The 25444-nt window shown below is 30.1% G+C and carries 21 protein-coding genes and 1 riboswitch; of the genes, 14 read left to right on the forward strand and 7 right to left on the reverse strand.

Going from position 1 to position 25444, the window contains the following annotated elements; translation table 11 throughout:
* The gene (locus ABXT48_RS01275) at window positions 1–1311 is read left to right on the forward strand and encodes a TRAP transporter large permease (RefSeq protein ID WP_415286690.1); all 1311 of its coding nucleotides are present in this window, start codon (window positions 1–3) and stop codon (window positions 1309–1311) included.
* Window positions 1312–1314: 3 nt separating this feature from the next.
* On the opposite strand, the gene ABXT48_RS01280 is transcribed toward ABXT48_RS01275, so the two are convergent.
* Together ABXT48_RS01280 and ABXT48_RS01285 are read right to left on the reverse strand one after the other, a co-directional pair.
* Window positions 1315–1806, reverse strand: a complete 492-nt coding sequence (locus tag ABXT48_RS01280) for a tetratricopeptide repeat protein (RefSeq protein WP_415286691.1) — start codon at window positions 1804–1806, stop codon at window positions 1315–1317.
* A gap of 3 nt (window positions 1807–1809) precedes the next feature.
* A complete protein-coding gene (locus ABXT48_RS01285) occupies window positions 1810–2583 on the reverse strand; it encodes a 5-oxoprolinase subunit PxpA (RefSeq protein WP_415286692.1) in 774 nt (257 codons plus the stop codon).
* 27 nt (window positions 2584–2610) lie between these two features.
* Between ABXT48_RS01285 and ABXT48_RS01290 the strand changes: the two genes are divergently transcribed.
* The 8 genes from ABXT48_RS01290 (at window position 2611) to ABXT48_RS01325 (ending at window position 11675) form a co-directional block, all read left to right on the forward strand.
* Window positions 2611–3297 (forward strand): allophanate hydrolase subunit 1, encoded by a 687-nt coding sequence (locus ABXT48_RS01290; RefSeq protein WP_415286693.1) that lies wholly within the window; start codon window positions 2611–2613, stop codon window positions 3295–3297.
* Window positions 3290–4243 (forward strand): biotin-dependent carboxyltransferase family protein, encoded by a 954-nt coding sequence (locus tag ABXT48_RS01295; protein WP_415286694.1) that lies wholly within the window; start codon window positions 3290–3292, stop codon window positions 4241–4243. Before ABXT48_RS01290 ends, ABXT48_RS01295 begins: the two co-directional genes overlap by 8 nt.
* Window positions 4230–5123 carry a DMT family transporter gene (locus ABXT48_RS01300; RefSeq protein ID WP_415286695.1) on the forward strand — a complete coding sequence of 298 codons (894 nt, stop codon included), beginning with the start codon at window positions 4230–4232 and terminating at the stop codon, window positions 5121–5123. The genes ABXT48_RS01295 and ABXT48_RS01300 overlap by 14 nt, the downstream gene beginning before the upstream one ends.
* Before the next feature lie 24 nt (window positions 5124–5147).
* Window positions 5148–5238, forward strand: a riboswitch (glycine riboswitch).
* 77 nt (window positions 5239–5315) lie between these two features.
* Window positions 5316–6422: a glycine cleavage system aminomethyltransferase GcvT gene (gene gcvT / locus ABXT48_RS01305; protein WP_415286696.1), complete on the forward strand. Its 1107-nt coding sequence runs from the start codon at window positions 5316–5318 to the stop codon at window positions 6420–6422.
* Entirely contained in the window at window positions 6419–6799 is a 381-nt protein-coding gene (gene gcvH, locus ABXT48_RS01310; protein ID WP_271505016.1) for a glycine cleavage system protein GcvH, read from the forward strand. Before gcvT ends, gcvH begins: the two co-directional genes overlap by 4 nt.
* The gene (gene gcvP, locus ABXT48_RS01315; RefSeq protein WP_415303060.1) at window positions 6800–9658 is read left to right on the forward strand and encodes an aminomethyl-transferring glycine dehydrogenase; all 2859 of its coding nucleotides are present in this window, start codon (window positions 6800–6802) and stop codon (window positions 9656–9658) included.
* Between the two features lie 12 nt (window positions 9659–9670).
* Complete coding sequence (locus ABXT48_RS01320) at window positions 9671–10915, forward strand: NAD(P)/FAD-dependent oxidoreductase (protein ID WP_415286698.1); 1245 nt, start codon at window positions 9671–9673, stop codon at window positions 10913–10915.
* A complete protein-coding gene (locus ABXT48_RS01325; protein WP_415286699.1) occupies window positions 10908–11675 on the forward strand; it encodes a DUF1365 domain-containing protein in 768 nt (255 codons plus the stop codon). Before ABXT48_RS01320 ends, ABXT48_RS01325 begins: the two co-directional genes overlap by 8 nt.
* Before the next feature lie 32 nt (window positions 11676–11707).
* Here ABXT48_RS01325 and ABXT48_RS01330 read toward each other — a convergent pair whose 3' ends face one another.
* Window positions 11708–12145, reverse strand: coding sequence for an Lrp/AsnC family transcriptional regulator (locus tag ABXT48_RS01330; protein WP_415278578.1), 438 nt, complete (start codon window positions 12143–12145; stop codon window positions 11708–11710).
* A gap of 153 nt (window positions 12146–12298) precedes the next feature.
* On the opposite strand from ABXT48_RS01330, the gene putA reads away from it, so the two are divergent.
* The 3 genes from putA (at window position 12299) to ABXT48_RS01345 (ending at window position 17195) form a co-directional block, all read left to right on the forward strand.
* On the forward strand, window positions 12299–15334 hold the full coding sequence (gene putA, locus ABXT48_RS01335) for a bifunctional proline dehydrogenase/L-glutamate gamma-semialdehyde dehydrogenase PutA (protein ID WP_415286700.1): 3036 nt from the start codon (window positions 12299–12301) through the stop codon (window positions 15332–15334).
* A 120-nt stretch (window positions 15335–15454) separates the two neighbouring features.
* Window positions 15455–16633 carry a class I SAM-dependent methyltransferase gene (locus tag ABXT48_RS01340; RefSeq protein WP_415278581.1) on the forward strand — a complete coding sequence of 393 codons (1179 nt, stop codon included), beginning with the start codon at window positions 15455–15457 and terminating at the stop codon, window positions 16631–16633.
* Window positions 16634–16646: 13 nt separating this feature from the next.
* Complete coding sequence (locus tag ABXT48_RS01345) at window positions 16647–17195, forward strand: DUF3833 domain-containing protein (RefSeq protein ID WP_415278582.1); 549 nt, start codon at window positions 16647–16649, stop codon at window positions 17193–17195.
* Here ABXT48_RS01345 and ABXT48_RS01350 read toward each other — a convergent pair.
* Window positions 17192–17953, reverse strand: coding sequence for an SDR family NAD(P)-dependent oxidoreductase (locus tag ABXT48_RS01350; protein ID WP_415286701.1), 762 nt, complete (start codon window positions 17951–17953; stop codon window positions 17192–17194). The genes ABXT48_RS01345 and ABXT48_RS01350 overlap by 4 nt on opposite strands.
* A gap of 21 nt (window positions 17954–17974) precedes the next feature.
* Between ABXT48_RS01350 and ABXT48_RS01355 the strand changes: the two genes are divergently transcribed.
* The gene (locus ABXT48_RS01355) at window positions 17975–18442 is read left to right on the forward strand and encodes a TspO/MBR family protein (RefSeq protein WP_415286702.1); all 468 of its coding nucleotides are present in this window, start codon (window positions 17975–17977) and stop codon (window positions 18440–18442) included.
* 2 nt (window positions 18443–18444) lie between these two features.
* Entirely contained in the window at window positions 18445–19548 is a 1104-nt protein-coding gene (locus tag ABXT48_RS01360; protein WP_415278585.1) for an NAD(P)/FAD-dependent oxidoreductase, read from the forward strand.
* Between the two features lie 4 nt (window positions 19549–19552).
* On the opposite strand, the gene ABXT48_RS01365 is transcribed toward ABXT48_RS01360, so the two are convergent.
* From ABXT48_RS01365 to ABXT48_RS01375, 3 genes are read right to left on the reverse strand one after another with little or no spacing between them, the layout of a single operon-like run.
* Entirely contained in the window at window positions 19553–21004 is a 1452-nt protein-coding gene (locus ABXT48_RS01365; protein WP_415303062.1) for a protein adenylyltransferase SelO, read from the reverse strand.
* An 8-nt stretch (window positions 21005–21012) separates the two neighbouring features.
* Entirely contained in the window at window positions 21013–23781 is a 2769-nt protein-coding gene (gene fdhF, locus ABXT48_RS01370) for a formate dehydrogenase subunit alpha (protein ID WP_415286704.1), read from the reverse strand.
* Window positions 23781–25439: an NADH-ubiquinone oxidoreductase-F iron-sulfur binding region domain-containing protein gene (locus ABXT48_RS01375; RefSeq protein WP_415303063.1), complete on the reverse strand. Its 1659-nt coding sequence runs from the start codon at window positions 25437–25439 to the stop codon at window positions 23781–23783. Before ABXT48_RS01375 ends, fdhF begins: the two co-directional genes overlap by 1 nt.
* Window positions 25440–25444 lie beyond the last annotated feature (5 nt).

Below are 25444 nucleotides of genomic sequence, written 5' to 3' on the forward strand. Positions count from 1 at the left end.
ATGACAGAGATATATTTAACAATATTTTTTATTTCTTTATTACTATTCTTATTAGGTTCAGGTATTTGGGTTGCTTTAAGTATGATAGCTGTATCTGCAATTGGTATGTTGTTATTTACAACTAGGCCTGTTGGGGATGCAATGGCAACGACAATATGGGGAACAAGCTCATCCTGGACATTAACAGCTCTCCCTCTTTTTGTTTGGATGGGTGAAATTTTATTTAGAACTAAATTATCAGAAAATTTATTTAAAGGCTTATCACCATGGTTATCAAAATTACCTGGTGGATTAGTACATGTGAATGTTGTTGGGTGTGCATTATTTGCTGCAATATCAGGGTCTTCAGCAGCAACAGTAGCAACTGTAGGAAAAATGTCTATCCCCGAATTGAGAAAAAGAAAATATCCAGAAAAATTACTATTAGGAACTTTAGCAGGATCAGGAACTTTGGGGTTGCTGATCCCGCCATCTATTATATTAATTATTTATGGAGTTACTATTGAGGACTCAATAGCAAAATTATTTATGGCAGGAATTTTACCTGGGATAATGCTTGCAGTGATGTTCATGTTATATGTAATTTCCTGGTCTATTTTAAACAAAAAATTAATGCCCAAATCGACTAAAAACTTTTCTTTTGTAGAAAAAGTTCAGGGGTCAAAACAGTTATTACCTGTAATACTTCTTATTACATCTATAATTGGTTCAATTTATACTGGTATAGCAACAGCTACTGAAGCTGCATCTTTAGGTGTTGTTGGTGCTTTAATACTATCCTTTTTTCAAGGAACACTAAGTAAAAAAACATTTAATTTATCTTTATTAGGTGCAACCAAAACTTCTTGTATGATTGCTTTTATTATTGCGGGCTCAACTTTCTTATCTTTAGCGATGGGTTTTACAGGATTGCCAAGAAATTTAGCAATTTGGATTGATGGAATGAACTTATCTCCATACACATTATTATTTGTATTAACTATATTTTATATAATTTTAGGTATGTTTTTAGATGGAATTTCTGCAGTTGTTTTAACTATGGCTATTATAGAGCCAATGATTAGACAGGCTGGCTTTGATATGATTTGGTTTGGTATATATTTAGTAATAGTTGTTGAGATGGCTCAAATTACTCCACCAGTAGGGTTTAATTTATTCGTTCTCCAAAGTATGGCAAATAAAGATATGGGATTTATTGCAAGAAGTGCTTTTCCACTTTTTTTACTCATGATACTAGCAGTTATTATTGTAATAATTTTTCCTGAGATCGCACTATGGTTACCAAATAAAATGTCAGCAAATATTAATTAAAATTTAATATTTAGATTTTTTTGTACCTTCAATTATTTCTTTTAGTTCGTCATACTCTTCACAGTTGCAGGTTTTTAAAACTTCCAATCTTTCTTTAGCCATATCCATTCTATTAGTAGTCACATAAAGCTCACCAAGGTACTCATTTATTCCATTATGATTGGGTTCAATTTCTAAGCCTTGTAAGTAAAATTTTTCACCTCTATCGTAATCTCCAAGTTTTCTAGTAGTAAAACCTAAATAATTTAAAGTATCTGCCTGTAGTGGTTTTTTCTCATTAGATTTTAAAAGAAGCTTTTGTGCTTTTGTGTATCTTTTTTTTGCCTTTTCAGTTTTACCTTTTTTTTCATATTTCTTGGCAGCTTTAATTAAATTTTTTGCTTTTGTATAGTCTGACACTTTTGGTGTAGAATCGTTATCATTGCTACTCCCTGCGGAAAATGAATTATTAGTAAGTGCTATAATTATTAGTAAAGTATAAATAAGTTTTTTCATTTTTTAATTAAATTTATCCATTTTATTTAAAGGTTTTAGTTCTAAGCCATTATCAACCAAATTATCTCTGATAGATTTTGCAGTTGCCAATGAACTTTCATTATCACCATGTATACAAACTGAGTCAATCTCGCAAGGTATCCGTTTACCACTGAGACAATTTATTGCCTGATTTTTAACCATGCTCAGCACATGTTTTTTTGCTAATTCAGGGTCAGTGATTAAAGCATTTGGTTTACTTCTAGAAATTAAGTTTCCATTATCTTCATAATTTCTATCTGCAAAAATTTCACAAGCTATTCTCAAACCATTTTTCTTAGCAGCAACTTCCATTTGAGAACCAGTTGGGACAAGATAAATAATATCTTTGTTAATTTCTTTAATAGCCAGGGCTAGAGTTGTGGCTAACTCTAAGTCTTCACAAGCCATATTGTTAAGTGCTCCATGTGGTTTAATATGGGTTATGTTTTCATTATGTTTTTGAGCAATCTTTTGTAATATTTCATATTGCTCAAAAATTAGTTTTTTTATTTCTAAAGAATTTAAATTCATTCTTTTTCTTCCAAAGTTTTCAGGATCATTAAAAGAAGGGTGGGCACCTAAACTAACACCATTTTTTTTTGAAATTTGAATAACCATATCCATTGTTTGTTCATCTCCCGCATGGTAGCCACATGCAATGTTGGCAGAATTTACAATATTAAGTAACTCTGGATCATTCTTGATAGAATGAAACTTGGATTTTTCTCCTAAATCACAATTGATATTAATTTCCATACTCTTTAGTCTGGAGTATAACATGGCATGGTTAAAAATATATCAAATCTTGGTGATGCAGCCGTATATTGTGATTTTGGCTCAGAGGTTAATGAAACGATAAATGCAAATGTCATAGATTATTTTCACTATATATCCAAATTAATAAAAGATAAAAAAATTGAAGGAATAACCAACTTAACACCCTCGTATAATAAATTAATCATTAGTTTTGATTTAAATATAACCAACTATAAAAAAATTAAAAATTTTATAGAAGGTTTAACTATTAATAGAGATATTAAAAACAATAATCAAAAAATTAAAATCCCAGTTTGTTGTGATGATGAGTATGGACTGGATTTTTTAAGGCTAACTGAAAAATTAAATATAGATAAAGATAAAATATTAGAACTATATTTCAACAAAGAATACTTTTGCTATATGACAGGTTTTATTGCTGGAATGCCTTTTTTAGGGGATCTTAATGAAAATATTAGATGCAATCGATTGGAAACACCAAGATTAAAGATGCCTAAAGGATCGGTAGGAATAACAGAGCAATTTGCAAATATTTATACTTTTGAAAGCCCTGGTGGTTGGAATATTATTGGTAACACCCCAAAGAAAATTTTTGATGATAAAAATTTAGCTCAACCAGCTCTAGTTAATCCAGGTGATAAAGTAAGTTTTTATCAAATAACAAAAGAAGAATATCTAAATTGGAATGAATAAAGCATATTTTGAAATTTTAAGAGCGGGAGTTAACACTACCATTCAAGATAAAGGTAGAAATCACTTATATTATGTTGGAATTGCAGTAAGTGGTGCAATTGACCAAAGAAATTACATATTATCAAATAGGTTGGTTGACAATCAATTAAATGAGCCTGTAGTAGAGTTTGCATACCAAGGCCCTCTTTTAAAGTTAAAGAATGGAAAAATTAATTTTGCAATATCTGGAGATATTTTTTTTAAGATTATTAGAAAAAATTTAGAGATTGAAGATGGTGAGTGTTATAAAAGTTATATTTTAGATGAGGAGGATCAAATAGATATAATATCAACCAAAAATTCTACGTATGGATATTTAGCTGTTAATGGTGGCTTTGATGTAGAAAAAACCTGGGGTAGTTATTCCATAAATACTAAAGCAAATATTGGACCAAATGATGGAAAAAAATATTCCTTAAATGATAAAATTTTTATTAAAAAAATAGATATTAAAAACACAATAAATAAAAAAATAAATTATGAGCATTCAACTGATAATATCATCAGAATTATTAAAGGTACAAATTTTGAGTATTTTTCTAAGAATGCAATAGACAAATTTTTTAATGAAGATTTTTTAATCACAAATCTTGTCGATAGAATGGGCATAAGATTGAAAGGTCCTAAATTAGAAAATATAGAAAACACTAATATCAAATCAGAAGGTCTAGTAAGAGGAGTTATTCAGGTTCCTGCTGATGGCAATCCAATAATAATGTTATCTGATCATGGAACAGTTGGAGGATATCCTAAAATTGGTGTAGTTATTTCTGCTGACCTTGATTTAGTTGGGCAATTAACACCTGGAACAAAAATAAACTTTAAGGAAGTAAGCCTTGAAGAAGCCCAGAATATATTTAAAGCATACACAGAAGATACAAATAAATATTTAAATGAATGTAATTAATAAAATTCCTGGTCCATTGCTGATTTTTATGGGAGCTTTAAGTTTAAGTTTTGGAGGGCTTATTGTAAAAAAATTTGAAGGCTCTACCGAGTGGCAAATTCTTTTTTGGAGATCTTTATTTTTTACACTTACCGTTTTAACCTTCCTAATAATTACCTACAAAAAGAAAACTTTAAGCTCTTTTTATAAGTCAGGATTACCAGGTTTTTTCGGAGGTATTGTATTATCATTTGGATTTTGTGGTTATGTATATGCAATGTCTAATACATCAGTTGCTAATACTAATTTTATAATATCATTACAGATTTTATTTCTTGCAATTTTTGGTTACTTATTTTTAAAGGAAAAAATTTCAACAATCACTTTAGTTTCAATAATATTAGCAATAACAGGAGTTACATTAATGGTTGGAAATGATTTGAGACCAGGTAATCTTTCAGGAAATTTGGCTGCATTTACAATGCCTATCACATTTGCGGTCTTAATCATGATTGTAAGAAAATTTCCTACAGTAGACATGATACCTGCTCAATTTGTTGCTGGTGTAAGCTCATGTTTAATAGGGTTAAGTGTATGTATTTACTATTCACATAGTTTAATGGTTTCACCTAATGATATATTTTTAGGTTTCTTAGCAGGCTTTTTCCAAGTTGGTTTTGGTTTTATATTCATTACCATTGGCGCACGTAGCACACCTTCAGCAATGGTTGGAGTAATTATGCTATCCGAATCTGTTTTGGGGCCCTTTTGGGCTTTTTTATTTGCAGGTGAACGGGCATCATTATTTACATTAATTGGTGGTGCAATTATTCTATTTGCTGTTTTACTTCAGTTTTCATCTTTGCTTTTATCTAATAAAAAAGAAAAAATTATTAATTGACTCTGACATACATCTGGTAGATTATTCTTGTATACGGGAGAGACTACAGACTATCGTAGCGCCGAAGGAGCAACCACCCAGGAATCTCTCAGGCAAAAAGGACCGTAACATATTAACTCTGGAAAGAGATTAAGTTCTCGCCGACGGAATAAAACTCTCAGGCAAACATACAGATGGGTACAGTGAGTTAATATGGAAAATATAAAAACAGCACTTTACAATTTACATCAAAAGTATGGAGCTAAATTTGTTCCATTTGCTGGTTATCAAATGCCAATTCAATATTCTAAAGGAATTATTGAGGAGCATAAAAGTACAAGAGAAAATGCAGGTATTTTTGATGTGTCACATATGGGTCAGCTATTTATTAAAGGAGATGACACATTAGCAAAAAGTCTTGAAAGAATTTTTCCAGCTGAATTGAGTAAAGCTAAATTAAATCAGTCAAAATATAGTTTTTTAATGAATGAAGAAGCGGGAATTTACGATGATTTAATTATCACTAAAGTTGAAGGTGGTTTTAACATTGTATTGAATGCTGCTTGTAAGAATACAGATTTTAAACTTTTATCTAAATTATTAGAAAATAAGTATGAAATGATTTTAAGTGAAGAGCTATCTCTTATAGCAATACAGGGACCAAAAGCAGTCCAAATATTAGAAAAGATAATCAATGGAGTATCAGATCTAAAATTTATGAATGGTGATATATTTAATTATCTTAAAGAAAATATTTATATCACAAGATCGGGCTATACAGGTGAAGATGGGTTTGAAGTATCTATAAAAAATGATGATACAGAGGTGTTTGTGCAAAACCTCTTAGATGAAGGGGCCAGTTTAATTGGGTTAGGCGCCAGAGATACCCTAAGATTAGAGGCAGGACTTTGTTTATATGGTCATGACATGGATATCAATAAAAGCCCAGTAGAAGCCAATTTAAAGTGGGCAATATCAAAGAATAGAATTCTTGAGGGTGGATTTATTGGATGTGAAAAAATTAAATCTCAAATCGAGAAAGGGGTAAGTAAGATCCGTGTAGGTATTAAGCCAGAGGGAAGAATTATAGCTCGAGAAAAAACTTCAATATTTAGTGAAGATGATAAAAATATTGGGGAAATTACAAGTGGAACTTTTGGTCCGAGTGTTCAGGCTTCAGTCGCCATGGGTTATGTAGAAAATTCATTTTCTAAAATTGATACTAAGGTTTTTTTAGAAGTGAGAGGAAAAAAATATCCGGCAATTATAAGTAATTTGCCATTTTATAAAAAAAGTTATGTGAAAGGAGCTAGCAAATGAGTGAAGTAAAATATTCAAAAGAACACGAGTGGATAAAATTAGATGGAGATACTGCTGTTATAGGAATCACACAACATGCAACCGAAATGCTAGGTGATATTGTTTTTGTAGAGCTACCAGAGATAGGGTCCTCTGTTGTTAAAGATGGTAATGCAGGTGTTGTAGAATCAACAAAAGCTGCAAGTGATATTTATACTCCTGTATCTGGAGAAATTATCGAAAACAATCAAGCAATTGTTGATGATCCCGCAAAGGTTAATAACGATCCAGAAAATGATGCATGGTTTTTTAAATTAAAAATTACTGATAAGTCTGAAATGGATTCATTAATGAATAAAGAAGAATACGAAAAATTTTCAAAAGAAAGTGGTAGTTAAATGTTAAAAAATGCTCAAAAAGATTTTATACAAAGACATATAGGTCCATCAGTTAATGAACAAAATGTTATGCTTAAAGAATTAGGCTATAAAAGTCTTGATGATTTAATAAAAGACACTGTACCAGAAAAAATCCTTCTTAAAGATGACTTAGATATTGGAGATCCAAACTCTGAATATAAAGCACTTAGAAAACTAAAAGATATAGCTAAAAAAAATAAAGTTTATTCTAGCTTTATAGGAATGGGTTATTACGGAACTTATACACCATATGTAATACTTAGAAATATTTTAGAAAATCCAGGATGGTACACTTCTTATACTCCTTACCAGCCAGAAGTAGCACAAGGTAGATTGGAAATGTTATTAAATTTTCAACAAATGATAATTGACTTTACAGGAATGGATATTGCTAATGCCTCTCTTTTGGATGAAGGAACAGCAGCAGCAGAAGCTATGGGATTAAGCTATAGAATATCTAAGTCTGAATCTAAAAAAGTTTTTGTTTCAAAAAATTGTCACCCTCAAACTATCGATGTTATTAAAACAAGAGCTGAACCTTTAGGTTTAGAAATAATAGTTGGTGACGAAGATAAAGATATTAAAGAAGATATTATATGTGGTATTATTCAATACCCTGGCACCCTTGGAGATATAAAAGACCCAAGTGAGGCTATTAGTAAAATACATAAATTTAATGGAAAAGCAGTTCTTGCATGTGATTTACTAGCACTCGCTAAACTAAAAACACCTGCTGAGTTAGGTGCTGATATTGCAGTTGGTAGTTCGCAACGTTTTGGAATTCCAATGGGTTATGGTGGTCCACACGCAGCATTTTTTGCTACAAAAGATGAGTATAAAAGATCAATGCCAGGTAGAATAGTAGGTGTTTCAGTAGATAGACATGGAAAAAAAGCATACAGACTCGCACTTCAAACAAGAGAGCAGCATATAAGAAGAGATAAAGCTACAAGTAATATTTGTACTGCACAGGCACTATTAGCAATAGTTTCTGCAGCTTATGCTGTTTACCATGGTCCACAAGGAATTAAAAAGATTGCAGAAAGTGTTTCTCAACTGACTAAAAATTTTGCAGATAAATTAAAACAATCTGGTTATGAACTTTATTCAAATGATTTCTTTGATACGGTAACAATAAAAACTCTAGATAAAACAGAGAAGATATACAAAAATGCTTTAGATCAAGGAGTAAATATCAGAAAAGTGAATTCTGAAATGCTAGCAGTATCTTTTGATGAACGAAAAAATCTTTATAGAGCAAATCAGTTATTAAAAATTTTTAACTGCTCAGAAACAATTAAAGAATCTATGAATGAGAGTTTATCTAATATCCCAAAAAACTTATTAAGAACTTCAACTTATTTGGATCACCCAGTTTTTAATAATTACCATTCAGAAACAGAAATGCTTCGTTATCTAAAAAAATTAGAAGACTCTGATATTGCTTTAAATAAATCTATGATTGCTTTAGGTTCATGCACTATGAAGCTTAATGCAGTTTCAGAAATGATACCAGTAACCTGGAAAGAGTTTTCGCAGCCACATCCTTTTTCTCCTGTAGAACAAATGGACGGTTACAGAGAGTTATTCACTGATTTAAAAAACTGGTTAAGATCAATTACTGGATTTTCTGGAGTATCATTGCAACCAAATGCTGGAGCTCAAGGAGAGTTTGCTGGTTTAATGGTAATTCGTAAATATCATGAAAAAAATGGTGATAAAAATAGAAATGTTTGTTTAATTCCAAGTTCTGCACATGGCACTAACCCTGCTAGTGCTCAAATGGTTGGTATGAAAGTTGTCGTTGTTAAATGTGATCAGTATGGAAATGTAGATTATGAAGATCTAAAAAATAAAGCTGAAGAACACTCGGAAAATTTAGCTGCTCTTATGGTTACTTATCCATCAACACATGGCGTTTTTGAGGAAAAAATAACTGACATTTGTGAATTAATCCATAATCATGGTGGACAGGTTTATATGGATGGAGCAAATTTAAATGCATTAGTAGGTATTGCAAAACCAGGAAATTTTGGACCAGATGTTTGTCATATAAATTTACACAAAACATTTTGTATACCCCATGGAGGTGGAGGGCCTGGTATGGGACCAATAGCATGTAAAAAACATTTAGAAGTATTTTTACCAAAGCATTCTGTTATAAAAGATTGTGGACCTGCGACTGGAATGGGAGCGGTATCTGCAGCACCTTGGGGCAGCTCAAGTATTTTATCAATTTCATGGATGTATATAAAGATGATGGGCTCTGAAGGCTTAAGAAAAGCATCACAAGTTGCAATACTAAATGCAAATTACATTGCACATAAATTAAAAGACTCTTTTCCAATTTTGTATAAGGGTAAAAGTGGCAATGTAGCTCATGAATGTATCATTGATATCAGAACAATAAAAAGTGAAACAGGGATTACAGAAGAAGATATTGCAAAACGATTGATTGATTTTGGCTATCATGCTCCAACAATGTCCTGGCCTGTTGCTGGTACAATGATGATTGAACCTACAGAAAGTGAAAGTTTGAGTGAAATTGACAAGTTTTGCTCTACTCTTATAAAAATAAAACAAGAGATAAATAAAATTCAGTCTGGCGAATATGACAAGACTGACAACCCATTGAAGAATGCGCCACATACTCACGTTGAATTAACATCCAATAAGTGGGATCATAAGTATGAAAGAGAAGAGGCCGCTTATCCTTCAGATTTTTTAAGAACAAATAAATATTGGCCTCCAGTTGGTAGAGTAGATAATGTTTATGGAGATAAAAACTTGTTTTGTACATGTCCGTCTATGGAAGAGTACGAAGATACGGCAGCTTAGATTTTTACCAAGATGAAAATTGCTGTAGTGGGTGCGGGCATATCAGGATTGAGTGCTGCTTATTATCTATCAAAAAAACATAAAGTAGATTTGTTTGAAAAAGAAAATCAGTTTGGTGGCCATGCAAATACAATAAAGGTTGCTTATAAACCTAATAAAGAAATCCCAATAGATATTGGATTTATGGTTTTTAATAAGCAAACTTATCCAAATTTAATTAATTTTTTTTCAGAAAATAAAATAGAGATTGAAAAAAGCGATATGTCATTTTCTGTTACTGTAGAAAATAGTGACTTAGAATATTGTGGAAAAGGATTAGGTGGAATTTTTTCCAATAAAAAAAATTTATTTAATCCAAAATTCTTAAAAATGTTTTTTGAAATTTTAAGCTTTTATAAAAATTGTGAAAAAATAGAAATTAAAAAAATTAGTTCAATAACATTAGGAGAATATTTAAAAGAAATAAAAATTTCAGGTTATTTTATTAATTATCATATTATACCAATGGTATCTGCAATATGGTCGATGCCACCATATGAAGCAAAACAAATGCCATTATCTTTTTTTCTAAGTTTTTTTAAGAATCACGGGCTGTTTAAAATTAAAGATAGACCTCAATGGTTTACAGTTGCAAATCGGAGCAAAACTTATGTTGATAAAATAATAGACCAAGTTAGTGGTGAACATTTTAAGAATTACAATATAAATAAAATTACCAGAAATGATTTAGGTGTTAAAATTTTTTATGGAGAGGAAAATGAGTTCTTTGATTATGATAAAGTTGTAATAGCAACCCACGCAGATGAAGCATTAAAGATAATTGATAATCCAACACTAGACGAGGAGACAATATTAAAGAAATTTAAATATAGAGCAAACACTGCAGTAATACATTTTGATGAAAGTGTTATGCCTAAAAATAAAAAAGCATGGTGTGCTTGGAATTCTTCAATGGATTCAGCTAATAATAAAAAGACAGCTGTAACATATTGGATAAACCAGTTACAAAATTTGAAGATAGATAGAGATATTTTTTTAACAATAAATCCATTTAAAGAAATTCCAAATGATAAAATATTTAAAAAAGTATCATTTACTCACCCTTATTACGATACTGAAGCATTAAATAATCAAAGCAATCTACATAAAATTCAAAATCAAAAACATATTTTATTTTGTGGTAGTTATTTTGGTTATGGTTTTCATGAGGATGGAATAAAGTCGTCTATTGATATGTTAAAAACGCTGAATGATTAAAAATTCTTATATTTATACAGGAAACGTAATTCATAAAAGATTTAAGCCCAAAATTCATAGCTTCAATTATAGTGTATTTTCGCTACTTATAGATTTATCAGAAATAAGCCTATTACACAAAACCCTAAAGATATTTTCATATAATAAATTTAATATTATTAGTTTCTTTGATAAGGACCATGGAGCAAGAGATGGAAGCTCTCTTAAGGACTGGGTTTTAGAAAATCTTAAAAAAAATAATATTGACACTAACAATATTCAAATAAAACTTTTATGCTACCCAAGAATATTTGGGTATGTATTTAACCCTTTAAGTGTTTTTTATGTATATGACAAAAATTCTGATTTAATATCAATATTATATGAAGTTAAGAACACATTTGGCGAGCAACATGTTTATGTTTTTAAAACTGAAAAAGACCAAAATCTTATTCAACATGTGTGTAAGAAAAAATTTCATGTATCTCCATTTATTGAAATGAATTGTATTTATTTTTTTAGACTGTTGAAACCTGGTAATAAAATATCTGTAATAATTGACCTAAATGATCCAGTTGGCAAAATATTATACGCTTCACAAGATGGTATTAAAAGTGAATTAAATAATTACAATCTTATGAAATCTTATTTAAGACATCCATTGATGACATTTAAAATTATTATCGCAATACATTTTGAGGCATTTAAATTATGGACAAAAGGAATTAAATTTATAAAAAAAAAAATTAAAGTTAAAAACAATATTTCTATAGAAAATTAATATTAATTATTAAATTAAGGTTATCTCATGGACTATTCTTTTACACTCTCCATGGAAACAAATGTAGAAGTAGATGCAACATTTGGTAATGAGGATATTTTTTCAGATAACAGCAAACGATAAGTGTTTATATTGTTAGTTCTAACTTTTAATAAATAGTCAAAGTTTCCTGCAATCATATGGCATTGTTCAACAGCTTCTAATTTTTTTACCTCAGAATTAAATTGATCTAGTGCTTTAGCTCGTGTATCCGATAAAGAAATTTGAACAAAGGCTATGTGTGCTTTTTCTAACTTTTTAAAATTTATATGAGCATGATAGCCAAGAATATATTCTTGTTGTTCTAGTTTTTTGATTCTACTTTGGCATGGTGAAATTGATAAGTTAACAGCTTTTGCTAGCTCACTAAGTGTAGTTTGTGCATTCTTCGCTAGTAGTGAGATTAACTGTTTATCTATTTTATCTATCATAGTAAAATTTACCTATAATTGTTAATATACCATAATATTTGCTATTGAAAATATATCAATTAGTAATTAATTCTTTTATTTACATTAATACAGTAATTATTTTTAGTCATTTTAGTCTAATTTTCTAGTAATTTATCAACAAAGTTACTTATTATGAATAATATATTCAAACACAAATATACTGACCAAGCTTCATTGGTTAATAACCATTTAATAAAAACCATTGGAAACTTTTCAGAAATTAATCACAGTAAAATTGATAACCTTTCACGTGAAATCATAGACAGCGCAATAAATTATAAAGAAATAAGCCCATTTGCTAAATTAATACATGAGTTTTCATTGACTAGTAACGAAGGTGTTGTTTTAATGTGTTTAGCAGAAGCATTACTTAGAATACCAGATGCCGCAACTATAAATGATTTAATTGAAGATAAAATTCCTATTGGAGATTGGAATAAACACATAAAGAATGAAAATGATGTTTTTGTAAACATTTCTTCTATAGCGTTTTTGTTAACAGGAAAAATAGTAGAAGAAAAACCTCAAGAAAATAAAAATATTTTAGTCAAGATGGTTAAAAATCTATCTGGACCATTATTAAGAAATGCCATTAAACAAGCAATAAATATTTTAGCTAAACAATTTGTATTTGAGCGAGATATAAAAAAAGCAATTAAACAAAGTGATAATAAAAAAAATGATAAATACACTTTTTCATTTGATATGCTTGGTGAAGCAGCAGTAACTTATGAAGATTCAGAAAGATATTACAGTCAATATGAAGAAGCTATTTTACAAACAGGAAAAAGTTTAAATCCACATAAAAAAAGTATTTCAATTAAGCTATCTTCATTACATCCAAGATACGAAAGAAACAAATTTGATTTACTAAAAAAAGAACTATTACCAAAAATTTTTAAACTTGTGGAATTAGGTAGAGAAAATAAAGTAGATATTTGTATTGATGCTGAGGAAGCTGATAGATTAAATTTATCACTTTTCATGTTTAAAGATATTATTGAAAGCAAATTAATTGACAATGTTTATCACGGTTTTGGATTTGCTATTCAAGCATATCAAAAAAGAACATTTTTCTTATTAGATTGGCTCAATGATTATTTACAAAGTGTTGATAAAAAAATTAATATTAGATTAGTCAAAGGTGCTTATTGGGATACAGAAATCAAAATCGCTCAAGAAGGAGGTTTTGAAAACTACCCTGTTTTTACAAAGAAATTTGCTACAGACATATCTTATCTAGCTTGTGCACATAAACTATTAGTAAATAAAAATATCTTTTCACAATTTGCCACTCATAATGCACATAGTATTTCTTATATTCATACTCTATTTAAAAACACTAATTTTGAATTCCAAAAATTGCATGGGATGGGTGATGAGATATATTCATTTTTAGAAAATAAACCTGATTTTAAATGTAGAGTATATGCTCCAGTAGGAGGCTATAAGGATTTGTTACCATATTTAGTTAGAAGATTATTAGAAAATGGTGCAAATACGTCTTTTATTCATCAACTAAAATCCAAAAATTTTGATATTGATAAATTGATTCAATCACCATTTTTGAAGCTAGATAAGTTAAAAACTGACAAAATTCCTTTACCAATGAATATTTTGGGCAATAGAGATAATTCAAAAGGTCTGGATATAAGTGAAGAATCTGTGATTAATAATTATAAAGTTATAAAAAAACTAAATAATATAAATGCATTTTCAATTATAAATGGTGAAGACATAAAATCTGATAAAAAATTAGATATTATTTCACCAAGTGATTTTACCTTATTAGGTTCAAAATATTTTGCTACAGATCAAATTGTAGATGAAGCAATTAATAACCTCAAAGATTACTCTATAGCGTGGAAAAATTTTCCAATTAAAAAAAAATCAGAAATTATTTTAGATTTTGCTAATTTAATTGAAGAAAATTTTAAGGAAATAATTGAAATTTGCGCACAAGAATCTGGCAAAAGTATTAAAAATTCTATAGCTGAAATTAGAGAGGCTGTTGATTTTTGCAGGTACTATTCTAAGGAAGCAAACTTAATATTTAAAGAACAAATTCTTAAAGGGCCAACAGGTGAACTTAATAGATATAGATTAATAGGAAAGGGATTAACTTTAGTAATTAGCCCATGGAATTTTCCTATAGCAATTTTTGTAGGTCAAACAATAGCTGCACTAATTACTGGTAATGTTGTTTTAACTAAACCTGCAGAACAATCCTCTTATGCAGCATATTTTATAATTAAACTTTTATTAAAAGCAGGACTACCTAAAAATTCAATTGCCTTGATCTTGGGTAACGGTTCATTAATTTCCAACAAAGTTATTAATGATAAAAAACTTAGAAATGTTTTATTTACTGGCTCTCTAAATACAGCAAAAATTATCCAATCAAACTTACAAAAACAAGAGAGTATTACTAATTTTATTGCAGAAACAGGTGGTTTAAATTGTATGATTGTTGATAGCTCAGCTTTACCAGAACATGTTGTTAAAGATGTTGTGAATTCAGGATTTGATAGTGCCGGACAAAGATGTTCAGCTTGTAGAATTTTATGCGTAGAAGAAAATGTGTACAAAAAAATTAAAGATACATTAATTGGTGCAATGAATACTCAAAATATTGGAAATCCAGAAAAACTTTCAACAGATATTGGACCAGTAATTGATGAGGAGGCTTACAACAGTATAAAAAAACATATTGATAATTTTGATAATGTTTATCAAACAAATTTTCAAAATGATTTAGGATATTTCATTCCACCAACTTTAATAGAAATAAAAAAATTAAGTGATTTAAAAAATGAAGTTTTTGGTCCTGTAGTACATATTGTTAAATATAAAGCTTCAGAATTAAATGAATTAATTGATGACATTAATGATTTAGGTTTTGGTTTAACATTAGGTATCCACAGTAGATTAGATAAAACTATTGATAAAATCATTTCCAAAGCAGAAGTTGGAAACATTTATATTAATCGAAATATGATTGGAGCCGTTGTTGGTGTACAGCCATTTGGGGGTTTTGAAAAATCTGGAACAGGACCTAAGGCAGGGGGCCCTGAATACTTGAAAAGACTATGTTATGAACAAAGTATATCAAATAACACAGCAGCTATGGGTGGTAATGCATCCTTATTAGCTGAAGTTGATGACTAAACTTTACTAATAAATTATCTTAAACCTCTTACTTTATCTGCAATTTTGCGTCATTTAATTTTTAAATAAAAAGAATTAAGTTTCCATTTAAGTAAAAATTAAAAAATATATTAAGAATTAATGTTAATTTATAAAATTTCAGATTCAATCGTATTTAGTGCATTAAAAAATATTAAGCATGGTTTTCTTGAAATTAAAAAGGTTAATGGAGAAGTTTTAAAATTTGGTAATCCAGATGATAATTTAAAAGTTTTCTTAGAAATTAAAGATGAAAGCCTTAATTATAATCTGATTAAAAGTGGCAGTGTTGGATTAGGTGAATCTTATATGAAAGATTTTTTTATAACAAATAACCTATCTGATTTAATTGAGTTAACTGCAAAAAATATAAATGTTATTTATAAATTTTCAGGTATTTTTGATTTACCATTCATTAATTTTTTAAAAAATAAAATTATAAAAAATACCAAAAACCGAAGCAAAGAAAACATCGCAAAACACTATGATTTGGGAAATGATTTCTTTTCTTTATGGCTTGATAAAACCTTAACTTATTCCAGCGCTATATTTGAGAACCCTAAGCAAGATCTTTTCAATGCTCAGAATAATAAATACCAAAAATTGATTGATCTTTTAAAACCAACAAATGGAAGTAAAATTTTAGAAATTGGTTGTGGTTGGGGTGGATTTGCAGAATACCTGGGCACTAATTATGATGTTAAATTAGATTGTATCACCATTTCAAAAAAACAATTTGAATTTGCAAAAGAAAGAATCCATAAATGTGGACTTAATGAAAAAGTAAATATTGAAATAAAAGATTATAGAGATTTAAAGAGTAAATATGATCATATAGCATCTATAGAAATGATAGAGGCAGTAGGACAAAACTATTTAGATAGCTATTTTAACACAATCAAGAATAATCTAACTTCATCAGGCACAGTGGGTATTCAAGCTATAACTATCGATGATAGCTTGTTTGATAGATATAAAAATAAACAGGACTTTATCCAAAAATATATTTTTCCTGGAGGTTTTTTACCTTCTAGAAATGAATTACAAAATTATGTTGATACTAATGGTTTAAAGTTTGATGAATACAATTCATATGCAAATCATTACTCTGATACTTTGATTATTTGGAGAGAGATATTTAATAAAAAGTGGGATTTGATTAAAGAGCAAGGTTTTGATTTAACATTTAAAAGAATGTGGGAATTTTACCTGTCTTATTGTGAGGCTGGCTTTAAATCAAAAAATATAGATCTAATTCAATTTTCATTACAAAATAAATAACAATAGGAGAGACATGATAAACTTTAAGAAATTTAAATTAACGGTATTAATAATTGCTTTATTCTTTACGGCAAGTTGTATAAACAATAACTCTATGAAACCAACAGATTTTAAAAATACAGAACCGTCAATGACTATAGAGAAATACTTTGAAGGTCCTGTTAAAGCATGGGGTCTATTACAAGATCGAAGTGGCAAGGTTACTAGACAATTTAAAGCTGATATGTTTGGTAGTTTTGAGGGTGATATCTTAACTCTTAAAGAAGATTTCTATTGGACAGACGGTGAAAAACAAAACCGAATATGGAAAATCAAAAAAATTGATCAAAATTACTATGAAGGATCTGCACCTGATGTTGTAGGAACTGCTAAAGGGTTTCAATATGGATCTGCCTTTAAATTTGAATATGATTTAATGGTCCCTTTTAAAGGAAAGAATATTAAAGTTTCATTTGATGATTGGATTTTTAAACAAGACGAAGAGGTTGCTATCAATAGAGCCACATTAACAAAATTTGGATTTAAAGTGGGTGAGTTGACGGTATTCTTTAAGAAAAATTAGTAGTCAATTTTTTTCATACCTTTTTCAACTAACTTAAAATACCAGCTACTTGGAAGTATTCTTAGAGTTTTCATTATAAAGGTAAAAGCTTTTGGAAAATGGATTTCAAATCCCTTATTTTTGATTAAACCAATATAGATTTGTTCTGCAGCAAATTCTGGTGACTTTATCATGGGCATAGGAAAATCATTCTGGTCAGTCATTGGTGTTTTAATGAACCCAGGGCTTATCAGGGAAACACGCACGTTTACTCTTTTCATTTCAAAATATAAACTTTCTGCAAAACTTGTAAGTGCAGACTTTGATGCACAATAACCTCCAGCTGCAGGTAACCCTCTATAACCAGCAACTGAAGAAATTATAGATATTTGACCCCTTTTTTTATTATTATAATATTCATAAATTGCGTTGATAGAATTCATTGTACCAAAGTAATTTACTTCCATAATTTTTCTTATTTTATCTAAGTTAAATTTTTTTTCAGATTTTGGATCATGTATCCCGGTACCAAACACACAAATTTCAATATTTTCAAATTTTTTTACAATATCATTGAAGACAACTTTACATTGTTCTGTATTTGTAACATCTAAAGGAAATGAATGGATATTTTCATTCTCAGTATGCAACTCTTGTAATAAGTTTTCTCGTCTAGCTGAGGCAGCAACTGTCCATCCTTCTTTAGCAAATTTTAGAGCTAAAGACCTACCAATTCCACTACTAGCGCCAGTGATCCAAATTATTTTTTTATCATTCATTAAGTAATGTATAATATGATTATGTTAAAAAACAAATTTTTATCTTTTTTATTATTTGCAATAATAACTTACTCGGCATCTGTTATTGGAGGTATTGCAACTATTGGATTTAAAGAGCCTTGGTATTCATTATTGACAAAGCCATCATACAATCCACCAAGCTGGATCTTTGCACCTGTTTGGACAACACTATATTTAATGATGACTATTGCCATATGGTCTTTTTGGCATAGTAAAAAAAGAGACATAGATACGATTTATATTTATATCGTTCATTTAATTTTTAATACAACTTGGAGTATAGTATTTTTTGTTTTTCATAAAATTTTATTAGCATTACTAGTTTTAATTATTTTAATAGCTTTAATAGTTTTATTAATGCAAAGATTTAAGAAAATAACTTTAGTAAGTTATTATTTAATGATTCCTTATTTACTTTGGTGTTTTTACGCATTAATTCTTAACTTAAGTTTATTTATTTTAAATTAATTATGGACGATGTTGTAATAATTGGCGGTGGTATCATTGGAGTTGCGACAGCTTATTTTCTATCTAAAGAAGGTCGAAAAGTTAAAGTTATAGAAAAAGATCCATCATACAAAGAAGCCTCATTCCCTTTATCCCTGGGTGGCTTTAGGAGACAATTTTTTCAAAAAGAAAATATTTTGTTAGGTAAATTTGCAAGAGATTTTATTTTTCAAATACCAGAATTACTCAAAACTAAAAAAAATCCTAACCCTACAGCTAGTATGGTACCAAATGGTTACTTATTAATGTTTGGACCTGAGCATGCAGAGGAACAGTATAGAGCGTTAGAAAACCATAAAGAGTGTGGAGCTGGAACAAAAAATATAAAAGGTTCAGAATTATCCAAGGTTTTTTCTTACATTAACGATGAAGGTATAGAAACTGCCACTTATACAGATGATAAAAGTGAGGGTTGGATTGATCCTTTTATGTTTCACGGTGCTTTAAAAAGCAAGGCCACAGAACTTGGGGCTGAATTTATTAAGGGAGAAGTAAAGGAAATATCAGAAATTAATGCTAAGATAATTATTTCTGCTGCAGGTTGTTGGACTAAAAAAATATTAAATGATATTCCTGTTATTCCACAAAAACACACTGTTTTTAGAGTTAAGTGCCCAACGTATATATCTGAAATGCCTTTATCTGCTGATTTAACAACAGGTGTTTATTGGAGGCCAGAGGGTAAAGAATATTTAGCTGGTTCTCCAAAATCTACTTTTGATGCAACAAATCTTGAACCTGCTTGGGACGACTTTGAGGAGTTGGTATGGCCAGCTTTAGCAAAAAGAATTCCAATGTTTGAAGAGCTTAAATTAACTGGTGCTTGGGCAGGATTTTATGATCATAACCAACTAGACAGTAATGCTATTGTGGGTAAGCATCCTAAATACGAAAATGTATATATGGCTTCGGGTTTCACAGGAAGAGGATTGCAACAAGCACCTGGCATTGGTAGAGCTTTGACAGAACTTATAACAACAGGTTCTTATCAAACTATAGATGTAAGCGCTTTTAATGTTGAAAGAATATTTAGTAAAGAAGCTAGACCAGAACCTTACGTATTATAACGAGTTAAGTTCCACAAAAAGTTTGATATTTCTTATCGCTGTGTGGAGCAGGTGACATAAATTCTAAATCATTGCTATTAACTGTATAAGGATTTTTTAATATTTTTATTAACCTATTAAACAATGTTAAATCACCATTACTTGCTAATGTTAAAGCTTCTTCCACTTTATGATTACGAGGTATTACCATTGGATTAGAAGAATTCATTAATTCCATAGATTTATCATGTGAACTATTAAACATTGCTAATCTTTTCACCCATTTAATTTTCCATAAATTAAAGTCTGCATTATCATAAACTTCAGAATTTTTAATTGTCTTATCCGTTAAAAAAATAAAGGTATTTGTATAATCTGCTTTATTTTTTTGCATCCAATTTAATAACTCCATAATCAAATCTTTATCTTCTTTATCTTCACCATATAATCCGAGTTTATCTCTCATCATATTTAACCATTTTGTTTCATAATTTTGTTCAAATTTATCTAAAGCATCTGTAGCTAATTTAATTGCTTCATCTTCATTTTTTCTAATTAGTGGAATAAGACATTCAGCAAATCTTGTTAAATTCCATTTGGTAATTTTTGGTTGATTATCATAGGCGTATCTACCTAATTGATCTATTGAACTAAAAATTGTTTTAGGGTCATAAGTATCCATAAATGCACAGGGACCATAATCTATTGTTTCACCAGATATGGTCATATTGTCAGTATTCATAACTCCATGAATAAAACCGACACGCATCCAGTCAATTACAAGTTCAGTTTGTTTTTCGATTAAAACATTTAGTAAGTCTAATGCTTTATTCTTTGATGTTTTTATATTGGGGTAGTATTTTTCAATTGTGTAATTAATCAAAATTTCTAAATCACTAATATTTTGTTTTGCAGCAATGTATTGAAATGTTCCAACTCTTAGATGGCCTAATGCCACCCTTGTAAGAATTGCACCTTGTGAAATTTGTTCCCTAACCACATCTTCACCAGTTTTAACTACTGCTAAACTTCTAGTAGTAGGTATTTTTAAAGAATGCATTGCTTCACTTATTATATATTCTCTCAACATAGGGCCTAAAACAGCCCTACCATCACCACTTCGTGAGAATGGGGTTCTACCAGAGCCTTTGAATTGTATATCAAATCGCTCATTATTTTTGGTCAAGTGTTCACCGATTAAAACAGCTCTTCCATCACCAAGCATTGTAAAATGACCAAATTGATGACCAGCGTAGGCTTGTGCTATAGAGTTAGATCCTTCAGGTAACATATTTCCTGAAAAAATTTTTGATAAACCTTCATCATTAACATCTGAAAAATCTAGATCTAATTTATTTGCTAGATCTTTATTTAATATTAATATTTCTGGTGCATTTACAGCAACAGGGTTGATATCTTCTTTGAATGTTTTTGGTAATCTCGAATAACTATTATCAAAATGCCAACCAATTGTCATTTTATCGATTAGTTAACTTCTGCTTGATTTTCTTTTGGTTTAATTTCAGTTTTAAATTGATTTGAGATTTTTTGAACTTCTACTGCTGAAACTTTGTATTCAGCACACATTGTTTCTTCATCTTTACCATGACCTGTTACCATATTGACCATATGTTCTGGAAAATGGAATGTTGTAAATACTATGCCTTCTTTAACTTTATCTGTAACCTCTACTTTTAAGGCAACTTCTCCTCTTCCAGAATAAAGTCTTCCTATGTCACCTGTATTTAACTCTCTTTTGTTGGCATCATTTGGGTGAACTAATAATAAATCTTCAGAAACTATATTGATATTACTTGTACGTCTTGTCATCGTCGCAGCATTGTAATGTTGTAGAACTCTACTAGTTGTTAAAATTAATGGATATTCTTTTTTATTAGTTTCAATTTCTGTAGATTCTTTCCAATCAAAATTTTTAAGACGTCCTTTTCCAAGTTTGAAAGTTTCTTTATGTAAAATTTGAGTATCTGTTCCATCTTCTTGAACTGGCCATTGTAATCCCATTTTACCAAGTCTCTCTCTTGTTACCCCTTTAAAGAAAGGAACAACATCAGCTATTTCTGCTAGAACTTGATCAGCGTCATATTCAGGTTGATCAAAGCCTAATTTTTGCATCATGTCTGTTACAATAGTTCCATCAGTTTTAGTACCAGGTAATGGAGGTACAGCTCGATTAACTCTTTGAATTCTTCTTTCTGTATTAGTAAAAGTTCCATTTTTTTCTAAGAAAGTTGTTCCAGGCAATACTACTGTTGCAAGTTTTGCAGTCTCACTCATAAAGATTTCTTGAACTACTAATAACTCTAATGAGTTCATTGCTTCAACTACATGTGCACTATTTGGATCTGTTTGAACAATATCTTCTCCAATAATCCAGACTGCTTTAACATCTTTATTAATTGCACCATCAAACATTTCAGGAATTTTTAATCCTGCTTTTGTTGGATGAACTACACCATACTTTTCAGTGTAAAAATCTTGATTTTTTTCATCTGCAACCTCAAAATACCCAGCTCCTTGATGAGGTTGGCACCCCATATCAGCAGCTCCTTGAACATTATTTTGTCCTCTTAGTGGATTAACACCAACACCTCTTCTACCAATATTACCTGTAATCATTGCAAGATCAGCGATTAACATTACTGTTTTAGAGCCTTGTTCTTGTTCAGTAACTCCTAAACCATGGAATTCCATAGAGTTTTTAGCTGTTGCATAAGCAATTGCAGCTTCTTTAACTAACTGTTTATCAACACCAGCAACTTTCGCTAGATGATCCATATCTTGTCTCTCAATTTCTTTAATGAAATTTGCAAAACCTTCAGTTCTATCTCTGACAAAGTCTTTGTCATAAAGGTTTGCTTTCAATATATAATGCAACATCATATTTAATATGGCTACATTTGTTCCTGGTCTAAGTTTAATATGATAATCAGCAAGTTTAGCAAGCTCAGTAGTAATTGGATCTAATACAATTAATTTTTTACCTTTCATTACTTGTTGTTTGATTTTAGCACCAGTAACTGGGTGAGCATTTGTTGGATTTGCTCCAATAACCATAAATAAATCTGCATGGTAAATATCTTCTGTAGAATTTGTAGCCGCTCCAGTTCCAAATGTTTGTTGCATTCCCCACGCAGTAGGTGAATGACAAATTCTTGCACAACAATCAATATTATTAGTTCCTATTGCTGCTCTAATCATTTTTTGGAAAACATAATTTTCTTCATTAGTACATCTTGCTGAAGAAATACCAGCAACTGCATCTGGTCCATTAGCTTTGGTAATTCTATTTAATTCTTTTTTAATAAAATCATATGCCTCATCCCAAGAAGCTTCTTCAAATTTTCCATTCCTTTTAATTAAAGGAGTTTTTAATCTGTCAGGATGATCATAAAATCCAAAAGCATATCTTCCTTTAATACAAGTGTGACCTGCGTTAACTTCAGATTCTTTAGGAGTAGAAATTGCAACAACTTTATTATCTTTAATTGAAGCTTCTAGATTACAACCAACTCCACAATAAGAACAAGTCGTTCTTACTTTTTCATCAACAGCAACTGATTTAGATTGATATACATCTGAGATGGCATCTGTTGGGCAAGTGTGTGCACAAGCTCCACAAGATACACAAGACGAGTCCCCAAATAATGCATCATTATCTGTTGTAATCTTAGACTCAAATCCTCTTCCACTCATTGTTAAAACAAATGAACCTTGAATTTCATCACAAGCTCTGACACATCTTCCACAATTAATGCAGTTATCTAAATTCATTCTCATATAATCATGAGAGGTGTCTCTTGGAATACCTTTGTGTTGTTTTGGTACATTATATCTATGATCTGATATGCCTAAATCATTTGCAACATCTTGAAGTTCACAGTTATTATTAACCTCACAAGTTCCACATTCCATTGGATGGTCGGTTAAAACGAGTTCAACAATATTTTTTCTTAAAGCCGTTAAATTTTCATTATTTGTAAAAATATGTTGGTTTTCACCAACTGGTGTATGACATGAGGCTACAACTTTAGTTGGACCATCTTTAACTAAAGCAACCTCAACCGAACAAACTCTACAAGCTCCATAAGGTGCTAAGTTTGGATCGTTACATAAAGCAGGAACCTTTTTTTCACCAAGATAGCTTTCTACAAATTTTAAAACAGAAGTATGGTTAGGACCAATTTCGTATGGTTTACCATCTATATATGCAATTTTTCTTTTTTCTGAGCTCATTAATTATCTTTCACCATATCATCCTTCATTTCATCACCAAAATATTTTAGTATGTTCATGATAGGCGTAGGTATTGCACCACATAAAGCACATAAACAGCCTTTTTTCATTGTTATTAGCAGTTCATTTAATAGCTTTAATGGAATTTTAGCAGTTTTATTCTTTGCTTGATCAAACATTTCCTTTCCTCTGTAAGATCCAAGTCTACCAGGAAAACATTTTCCACATGATTCTTCAGCTGTAAATTCGAATAAATGATGAATATAGTCAACCATTGGGAAATCTTTTGGAATACTTACTATACTTGCGTGTCCCAACATGAAACCAGCAGCAGTAAATTCCTGAAAATCTAGATTTAATTTTTCTACTTCAGAAATTGGAATAACTCCACCTAATGGGCCACCAATTTGTAGCGCTTTAATAGATTCTTTAAAACCTCCACCAATATCGTTCAAAACTTTTTTCATTGGTGTTCCCATTTCAACCTCGTAAACACCTGGATTATTAAAAAAACTATCAAAACAAACTAATTTTGTACCTGCTGATTTTTTATTACCAATTGCAGCGAATTTTTCTGCTCCATTAATAAGTATACCAGTAGCAGCAGCTAAAGTTTCAACATTGTTAACAACAGTTGGTTTTTTGTAAAGTCCTTCAGTAACAGGGAAGGGAGGTCTGACATCAACTTCTGCTCTTCTTCCTTCAATTGATGCAATTAAAGCAGTTTCTTCTCCACATATGTACGCTCCTTGTCCAATACAAATATTTAGATCAAAAGAAAAATTTGTTCCAAGAATATTTTTACTTAACAATCCCTCTTTTTTTAAAGAATTAATACATCCATTTATAGCTTCAATAGATTTTGGATATTCTCCTCTAATATATAAAACACCCTCGTCACTTCCAATAACATAACCACAGATGATCATTCCAAATAATACTTTTAGTGGCTGATCTTCTAATAAATATCTATCAGAAAATGCACCAGAGTCTCCTTCGTCAGCATTGCAGATAACATATTTTTTTTCAGATTCTGCTTTTCTACAAAAATCCCATTTCATTCCAGCTGGAAAACCAGCGCCACCTCTGCCTGTTAAATTTGAATCTAATAATGATTTTATAATTTCTTGTTTATCTGTATTGATAAACTTATTTAAAATATTTTTAAATTGATCTAAATTTGAAAGCTTATCGTCCATTAAAAAACTTGTTGAAGCAAAACTTTTTGAGAAAAATTTTTCCTGTTCAATTTTATCTCCTTTAATTATTTCATCAATTTTATCAATGTCATTCCCAGCATAGTTTTCACCATCATAATGAAACGCTTTATTTTCATAACAGTGACCAAGACAAAACATTTCACCAACCTTGTCATCACCTAATTTTTCTTTTAATTTTTTCTTTAGAGGTTCTTGTGTTCCAGAACACATGCAAGCACTTCCATTACAAACAAAGGCTTTTTTTGCTCTATGAGATGGCCTTAAAAATTCATAAAAACTTTCTGCACCATGAATAGTAGATACACCCATATGATATTCATTAGCTATTTCTTGAATGCCACTTGCATCTTTAGAGTTTAGCGATCTTTCAGAGATTTTCTCAAATAGGTTTTTCTTTAAACCAATTCTGCCTGATAAGTTACTTATATTTTTTGACACATTTT

The sequence above is a fragment of the Candidatus Pelagibacter sp. Uisw_101 genome (assembly GCF_047727615.1).
GTDB lineage: Bacteria > Pseudomonadota > Alphaproteobacteria > Pelagibacterales > Pelagibacteraceae > Pelagibacter.

Coding starts and splice junctions, on each gene's coding strand:
- ABXT48_RS01275 (WP_415286690.1), top strand. CDS start 1: ATGACAGAGATATATTTAACAATATTTTTTATTTCTTTATTACTATTC.
- ABXT48_RS01280 (WP_415286691.1), bottom strand. CDS start 1,806: ATGAAAAAACTTATTTATACTTTACTAATAATTATAGCACTTACTAAT.
- ABXT48_RS01285 (WP_415286692.1), bottom strand. CDS start 2,583: ATGGAAATTAATATCAATTGTGATTTAGGAGAAAAATCCAAGTTTCAT.
- ABXT48_RS01290 (WP_415286693.1), top strand. CDS start 2,611: ATGGTTAAAAATATATCAAATCTTGGTGATGCAGCCGTATATTGTGAT.
- ABXT48_RS01295 (WP_415286694.1), top strand. CDS start 3,290: ATGAATAAAGCATATTTTGAAATTTTAAGAGCGGGAGTTAACACTACC.
- ABXT48_RS01300 (WP_415286695.1), top strand. CDS start 4,230: ATGAATGTAATTAATAAAATTCCTGGTCCATTGCTGATTTTTATGGGA.
- gcvT (WP_415286696.1), top strand. CDS start 5,316: ATGGAAAATATAAAAACAGCACTTTACAATTTACATCAAAAGTATGGA.
- gcvH (WP_271505016.1), top strand. CDS start 6,419: ATGAGTGAAGTAAAATATTCAAAAGAACACGAGTGGATAAAATTAGAT.
- gcvP (WP_415303060.1), top strand. CDS start 6,800: ATGTTAAAAAATGCTCAAAAAGATTTTATACAAAGACATATAGGTCCA.
- ABXT48_RS01320 (WP_415286698.1), top strand. CDS start 9,671: ATGAAAATTGCTGTAGTGGGTGCGGGCATATCAGGATTGAGTGCTGCT.
- ABXT48_RS01325 (WP_415286699.1), top strand. CDS start 10,908: ATGATTAAAAATTCTTATATTTATACAGGAAACGTAATTCATAAAAGA.
- ABXT48_RS01330 (WP_415278578.1), bottom strand. CDS start 12,145: ATGATAGATAAAATAGATAAACAGTTAATCTCACTACTAGCGAAGAAT.
- putA (WP_415286700.1), top strand. CDS start 12,299: ATGAATAATATATTCAAACACAAATATACTGACCAAGCTTCATTGGTT.
- ABXT48_RS01340 (WP_415278581.1), top strand. CDS start 15,455: ATGTTAATTTATAAAATTTCAGATTCAATCGTATTTAGTGCATTAAAA.
- ABXT48_RS01345 (WP_415278582.1), top strand. CDS start 16,647: ATGATAAACTTTAAGAAATTTAAATTAACGGTATTAATAATTGCTTTA.
- ABXT48_RS01350 (WP_415286701.1), bottom strand. CDS start 17,953: ATGAATGATAAAAAAATAATTTGGATCACTGGCGCTAGTAGTGGAATT.
- ABXT48_RS01355 (WP_415286702.1), top strand. CDS start 17,975: ATGTTAAAAAACAAATTTTTATCTTTTTTATTATTTGCAATAATAACT.
- ABXT48_RS01360 (WP_415278585.1), top strand. CDS start 18,445: ATGGACGATGTTGTAATAATTGGCGGTGGTATCATTGGAGTTGCGACA.
- ABXT48_RS01365 (WP_415303062.1), bottom strand. CDS start 21,004: ATGACAATTGGTTGGCATTTTGATAATAGTTATTCGAGATTACCAAAA.
- fdhF (WP_415286704.1), bottom strand. CDS start 23,781: ATGAGCTCAGAAAAAAGAAAAATTGCATATATAGATGGTAAACCATAC.